This is a genomic window from Mycobacterium sp. (assembly GCF_035506235.1).
Lineage (GTDB): Bacteria > Actinomycetota > Actinomycetes > Mycobacteriales > Mycobacteriaceae > Mycobacterium.
On the sequence record NZ_DATJPU010000282.1, the window covers coordinates 1 to 6,461 of the forward strand.

Below are 6,461 nucleotides of genomic sequence, written 5' to 3' on the forward strand. Positions count from 1 at the left end.
GCGCCGTTCGAGCACCGCCTCGAGACCCGCGCACAGCGCCAGCGCCGACTTGCCGGTGCCGGCCTTGCCGCCCAGCGACACGATGCCCACCGACTCGTCCAGCAGCAGGTCGAGCGCCACGCGCTGTTCGGCGGAACGGCCGCGCAACCCGAACACCTCGCGGTCGCCGCGAACCAGCTGCACGCGTTTGGCCGCGGTGACCCGGCCCAGCGCGTGAGAACTGCCGCCGAGCAGACGAATTCCGGTGTGGCAGGGCAGGTCCCGCGCGTCGACGAGGTCGATCTCGCCGTCGGCGAACAGCGCGTCGATGTCCTCGGCGGCCGTCTCGATCTCGTGCATCCCCGACCAACCGGAGACCACGACGTCCTGCGCGTGGTATTCGTCGGCGCACAGGCCCACCGCGGCGGCCTTCACCCGCAGTGGAATGTCCTTGCTGACCAACGTGACTCGCTTGCCCTCGGCGGCGAGGTTGGCGGCGCAGCTCAGGATCCGCGAGTCGTTGCTGTCGGTGCGAAAGCCCGCGGGCAGCACCGACGGGTCGGTGTGGTTCAGTTCAACGTGAAACGACCCGCCTTGTGTCCCAACGGAAATCGGCTGATCCAGCCGTCCGTGCTCGAGCCGGAGATCATCGAACAGGCGCAAGGCCTGACGGGCGAACCAGCCCAGTTCGTGGTGGTGGCGTTTGGCCTCCAATTCGCTGATGACCACCAGCGGCACCACCACCTCGTGTTCGGCGAACCGACTGCACGCCCACGGATCGGACAGCAGCACGGAGGTGTCGAGCACATAGGTCCGGATATCGGTCACGAAGCGCTCCTCGAGCGGGTAAGCCCGCGCGGCCCCGCACAGGCATGTCGGCGGGAGCCGCAGCACCAGGACCGGGGCCGGTCCTGCCTAGAACTACCGGAGTAGTGACGGGAGGTGCCGCCCTGGCAGCAAAGCATGTCGCTGGCCATCGGGAACGACGCTACTCTCGTGGCCGCTCGGCCGCCGGGCAGGCGCGCCGAGACCGACACGGCGACACCAAAAACCGGCCGCGGGCCCGCGACCGGTTTGGTGAAATTCGGCTTAACCGACGTTAACTGGCGCTGAATTGTCTCAGCGCTGGCTCGTCGGCCACACCCCATTCGGTGATGCGGCCGGAGATCGCCTGGCGCAGGTCCTCGGGGGTGAAGATGCCCGCGTCGGCGACGTGGCGCACCTTGTCCCGGTACGCGTCGATGTCGGCGCCCACGACCTGGAGATCCGCCGCCCGCGCCGCGATCGCCGCGATGGTCTCGTCGCGGGTGTAGGAGAGGCAGTGCGCGACGAGGCTGGCGAACATGTGCTCGTGGCGCTCTTCGTCCCTGCGGATCCGGTCGATGAGGCCGGCCAGTACGGGCTCCTCGATCCGGGCGGCCAGGTTGCGGCAGAACACTGCGTGGGTGCGCTCGGTGAAGGCCATGTAGACCAGGGTCTCGACCTGGGAGTAGGTGTCGGCGCGGTACCCCTTCATCACGTACTGGACGCGGGCCTCTTCGTTGGCGGTGGGGTCGACCTCGCGGGTCACCACCAGGTACTCGCGCAGCGCGATGGCGTGCAGGTGCTCCTCGGCGGTCCAGCGGCCCAGCCAGCGGCCCCACCACTCCTCGAGGATGAAGTGCTCGACGAGCTCGCGGTGGTGGCCGGAGAGGTTGTCCTTGAGCAGCAGCAGGATCTCGCAGGCGTCCGTGATGATCCGGGGCAGCGACGCCTGGGACGGGTCCCAGTCGCGGCCGCCGAGGAACGCGAAGTTCTCGCCCTGGTCGAACGGCACGTAGTCGTGGGCGAACCAGATGTCCTCGGTGTTGAGGTGGTTGTCCATGAGCCGCTCGACGACGGGCTCGAGTTCGAGGGTCAGCGCGTTAGGAACAGGTTTCTGTGCCATGCGGTTACTGTAACCCGCAGGTACAGGTTCGGTGAAATTGCTGGCGCGTGTCGCCGCCGATTGGTGACTTTGGTCCCTAATGCGCTCAGCTGTCGACCAGCGTCCAGCTTTCCAGGCCCTCGTACAGGGGGAATTCCCTGGCCAGACGCGTCACCCGCTGCCGCAGCGCCGGCACGTCTACGCTTTGGCCGCTCGCCAGCGCGGTGGCGACGATGTCGGCCACCTCGGTGAATTCGGCGTCCCCGAAGCCGCGGGTGGCCAGCGCCGGCGTGCCCACCCGCAGGCCCGACGTCACCATCGGCGGCCGCGGGTCGTTGGGGACGGCGTTGCGGTTGACGGTGATGCCGATCTCGTGCAGCAGGTCCTCGGCCGCCTTGCCGTCCAGCGGCGAGTCGCGCAGGTCCACCAGCACCAGGTGCACGTCGGTGCCGCCGCTGACCACGGAGACGCCGGCCTTGGCCACGTCGGCCGCCAGCAGCCGGTCGGCCACGATGCGCGCCCCGGACAGCGTGCGCTGCTGGCGGTCGGCGAACTCGGGGGTGGTGGCGATCTTGAGCGCGACCGCCTTGCCCGCGATGACGTGCATCAGCGGGCCGCCCTGCTGGCCCGGGAACACCGCCGAGTTGATGGCCTTGGCGTACTCCTGCTTGCCCAGGATCATGCCGGAACGGGCGCCGCCGAGCGTCTTGTGCACGGTCGTGGACACGACGTCGGCGTGCGGCACCGGCGACGGGTGCAGGTCGACCGCGACCAGCCCGGCGAAGTGCGCCATGTCCACCCACAACTTGGCGCCGACCTCGTCGGCGATCGACCGGAACGCGGCGAAGTCGAGGATCCGCGGGTAGGCCGACCAGCCGGCGATGATCACCTTGGGCCGGAACTCGAGCGCCCTGGCCCGCACCGCGTCCATGTCGACCAGGTGGGTCGTCGGGTCGACGCCGTAAAAGCCGGCGTCGTAAAGCTTCCCGGAGAAGTTCAGCTTCATACCGTGGGTCAGGTGGCCGCCGTTGGCCAGGTCCAGGCCGAGCAGGTGCTCCCCGGGCGACATCAGGGCGTGCAGCACCGCGGCGTTGGCCTGGGCGCCCGAATGCGGCTGGACGTTGGCGAACTCGGCACCGAACAAGGCCTTGGCCCGGTCGCGGGCGATGTTCTCCACGACGTCGACGTGCTCGCACCCGCCGTAGTAGCGCCGGCCCGGCAAACCCTCCGCGTACTTATTGGTCAGGACGCTGCCCTGCGCCTGAAGCACCGAGCGCGGCACGAAGTTCTCCGAGGCGATCATCTCCAGGGTGTCCCGTTGCCGGTGCAATTCCTTGTCGAGCAGCTCGGCGATGTCGGGATCGACCTCGGCGAGCGGCGCTGACATAACGGAGGCTGTGCCGGGGCGAGCGGTACGGGCGTCAGGTGCGGCAGTCACGGGCGCCAGTCTATCCAGCGCGGGTTTTAGCCAGCCCAGCCGTCGGGCGCGCGTGCGCCCCTGCAACACTTGGCACCATGCCGCGGCTTAGCGAGCCGAGCCCTTATGTGGAGTTCGACCGGAAGCAATGGCGTGCGCTTCGTATGTCGACGCCGCTGGCCCTCACCGAAGAGGAACTGGTCGGCCTGCGCGGTCTCGGTGAGCAGATCGACCTGCTGGAGGTCGAGGAGGTCTACCTGCCGCTGGCCCGGCTCATCCACCTTCAGGTCGCCGCCCGCCAGCGCCTGTTCGCCGCCACCGCCGAATTCCTCGGCGAACCGCAGCAAAACCCGGACCGGCCGGTGCCGTTCGTCATCGGGGTGGCCGGCAGCGTGGCGGTCGGCAAATCGACGACCGCCCGCGTGCTGCAGGCGCTGCTGGCCCGCTGGGATCACCACCCCCGGGTAGACCTGGTCACCACCGACGGTTTCCTGTACCCGAACGCCGAGCTCGATCGTCGAAACCTAATGCACCGCAAGGGTTTTCCGGAGAGTTACAACCGCCGTGGGCTGCTGCGGTTCGTGACGTCGGTCAAATCCGGTTCCGACTACGCGTGCGCGCCCGTGTACTCGCATCTGAAGTACGACATCATCCCCGGGGCCAAGCACGTCGTCCGCCATCCCGACATCTTGATCCTCGAGGGCCTCAACGTCCTGCAGACCGGTCCGACCCTGATGGTGTCGGACCTTTTCGACTTCTCGCTGTACGTGGACGCCCGGATCGAAGACATCGAGCAGTGGTACGTGTCACGGTTCCTGTCCCTGCGCGGCACGGCCTTCGCCGACCCGGAATCGCACTTCCACCACTACTCGGCCCTCAACGACACCAAGGCGGTCGCCGCCGCACGCGAGATCTGGCGGTCGATCAACCGGCCCAACCTGGTCGAGAACATCCTGCCCACCCGCCCCCGCGCCACCCTGGTGCTGCGCAAGGACGCCGACCACTCCATCAACCGGCTCAGGTTGCGCAAGCTCTGAGCGGCGCCGAAGGCGCAGAGCCGGCGCGGAGACGACCACCGTTCGGCGGCGCCCCGCACCGGCGGGGGAGGTTACGTCGTGAGGCGACGCACTCCCAGGTACTGCAGGCCCGCGAACGCCGCGGTGTAGACGCCCGTGGCCAGCGTCGCGGCGACCCCGGTCGGGGTCATGGGCACGGCTTCGGCGGCCACGATCGCGGCCAGCGTGAAGACGATGTTGGCCGCGACGATGCCGATCCCCACGCGGCGCAGGTTCGGCGCCGCCGCCAGGCTGAACACGGCCAGGCCGCCGAGCACGAAGAACGCGCCCAACGCATACTCCTGGCCCGAGGTCAGCCCCGTCAGCGACGAAATCGGGTCGGCGAAGAAGGCGACGGTCAAGCCGCACAGTCCCGTCAGGGTCGCGTCGGCGCGCATGACGAAGCGCAGCAGCGAGTCGGTCGAGTCGTACAGGGGTCGGGTTGGAAGACCGGGAACTGCGGTCATGGGATCACTCCTAGCGATGGCGGTTGGGTCGAACAGGTTTGAGCGTGCCGCCAGAGCACTGCCAGATCGACTCGTGGCGCTGCCAATTGCTGCCACGGGTACAACGACCAGGGAGTTCGTCGTACTATTCCCCGTCGGCGCCATCAAGGCCAAAGGTGTCCCGAAACGTGGGGTCGGTGGCGCCATCGGTCGCCGGGAGACTAGACGGCGACCGCCTCCACGACGCTGAACGGTGACACCGTCTCCACCACCCGACTCAACTGAAACCCGGCGCGGTCCAGCAGCCGACCGTACTCGTCCGCGGTGCGCTCACGCGAGGTGGCGCTGACGAACATTTCCAGGTCCAGCCACTTACCCGCGAATTCGCGGTTGTGTGCCGGAATCACGAGTTCGACCAGTAGCAGATGTTTGCCCGGGCCAGACGACGCACGCACATTGGACAGGATGCGCACGGCCTGCTCGTCGGGCCAGTCGTGGATCACGTTCTTGAGAACGTATGCATCGCCGCCGGCTGGTATGTCGTCGTCGAAGAACGATCCCTCGGCGATCCGAACCCGGTCCAACACCCGGTGTTTGCGAAGCTCGGCCGGGGCGTCGATCACGACGTGCGGTTGGTCGAACAGGACACCGCGCGCCCGCGGCGCGGCGGTCAGCATCGCGGCCAGCAACCGGCCCCGGCCGCCCCCGACGTCGACGATGGTGGCGTACGGACTGAAGTCGTACGCGGCGACGAGCGGGGCGATCGAGATCTCGGAGACGCCGGTCATGGCCTGGTTGAAGATTTCCTGCAATTCGGGCCGGCCGGCCAGGTACTCGAAGAGGGATTGGCCCCGCACCTGGCAGGCGATGCACTCGCCGTGACGGAGGCTTTCGCTCAGGTGACTCCAATGCTCACGGTTCTCGGGCGAACCCATCCACCTGGCCCACGCCGCCAGGGAAACGTCGGCGTCACGACGAAGGGGTTGCGCCAGCCGAGTGAGGTCGTAGCGGCCGTCGCGGCGCCGGCGAAAGATCCCACGCGAGATCAGTGCCCGCAGCAGTCGGGTCAACGCGTCGGGGTCCGCATCGACCGCGGCCGCAAGGTCCTCCGCCGACAGCGGCCCGTTGGCCAGCGCATCGGCGATGCCGAGGTCGGCGGCGGCCGTGATCGCCTGCGCGACCCAGGCGTTCATGACCATTTCCATCAGCGCGGCGGGAGCGGGGAATGTCCGGGCGTGCAGCCGACTGAGGTGATGCCTGACCACCTCGACCGCCCGGACGACCTTTGCCGGCGGAATCTTGGACGAAGCCATCACTGCCCCTTGCGTCGGAATCTTCGTCCGCGAGCGTAACTCCGCGCGTTAGGCCCGTCGCGTCAAGCTGACCCCGCGCAGATCGGCGGCGATCAGCCGGGCCGCGGCGTTTTGCCAGTTGTGCAGCGAGCGCTGTGGGACCTCGGTGACCAACCACTGCCAGGCCTGCCGGGCGGTCGGATCCAGTCCGGCGGCGGTGGCGTTCTGCGCGTACGCGCGCACGCCGACGACGTAGGGGAAGTACAGCGAGTTGTAGTAACGCCACTCCTCGGTGGTGCCGAAATCGCCCGCGTTGCGGGGCTTTAGCCGCGCGATACCGTCGGCGAGGACGGCCTTGAGTTCGTT

6 protein-coding genes and 1 pseudogene are annotated in these 6,461 nt (G+C 68.3%); 1 reads left to right on the forward strand and 6 read right to left on the reverse strand.

The genetic code is table 11. The annotated features are described in order from the left end of the window. From VMD50_RS26575 to glyA, 3 genes are all read right to left on the reverse strand, one after another. On the reverse strand, positions 1-807 hold an 807-nt coding region (locus VMD50_RS26575; RefSeq protein ID WP_325432393.1), incomplete at its 3' end, for a PhoH family protein. A gap of 271 nt (positions 808-1,078) precedes the next feature. Then, positions 1,079-1,906: an acyl-ACP desaturase gene (locus tag VMD50_RS26580; RefSeq protein WP_325432395.1), complete on the reverse strand. Its 828-nt coding sequence runs from the start codon at positions 1,904-1,906 to the stop codon at positions 1,079-1,081. Positions 1,907-1,991: 85 nt separating this feature from the next. Continuing rightward, on the reverse strand, positions 1,992-3,272 hold the full coding sequence (gene glyA, locus VMD50_RS26585) for a serine hydroxymethyltransferase (protein WP_325432397.1): 1,281 nt from the start codon (positions 3,270-3,272) through the stop codon (positions 1,992-1,994). 128 nt (positions 3,273-3,400) lie between these two features. Here glyA and coaA point away from each other — a divergent pair, with 128 nt between their 5' ends. Continuing rightward, positions 3,401-4,339, forward strand: coding sequence for a type I pantothenate kinase (coaA, locus tag VMD50_RS26590; protein ID WP_325432399.1), 939 nt, complete (start codon positions 3,401-3,403; stop codon positions 4,337-4,339). Positions 4,340-4,410: 71 nt separating this feature from the next. Here coaA and VMD50_RS26595 read toward each other — a convergent pair whose 3' ends face one another. From VMD50_RS26595 to VMD50_RS26605, 3 genes and pseudogenes are all read right to left on the reverse strand, one after another. Then, positions 4,411-4,824: a hypothetical protein gene (locus VMD50_RS26595; RefSeq protein WP_325432401.1), complete on the reverse strand. Its 414-nt coding sequence runs from the start codon at positions 4,822-4,824 to the stop codon at positions 4,411-4,413. Between the two features lie 200 nt (positions 4,825-5,024). Then, complete coding sequence (locus tag VMD50_RS26600; protein WP_325432403.1) at positions 5,025-6,116, reverse strand: methyltransferase; 1,092 nt, start codon at positions 6,114-6,116, stop codon at positions 5,025-5,027. A 48-nt stretch (positions 6,117-6,164) separates the two neighbouring features. After that, a pseudogene (locus VMD50_RS26605) lies at positions 6,165-6,461 on the reverse strand (hypothetical protein); the annotation flags it as partial.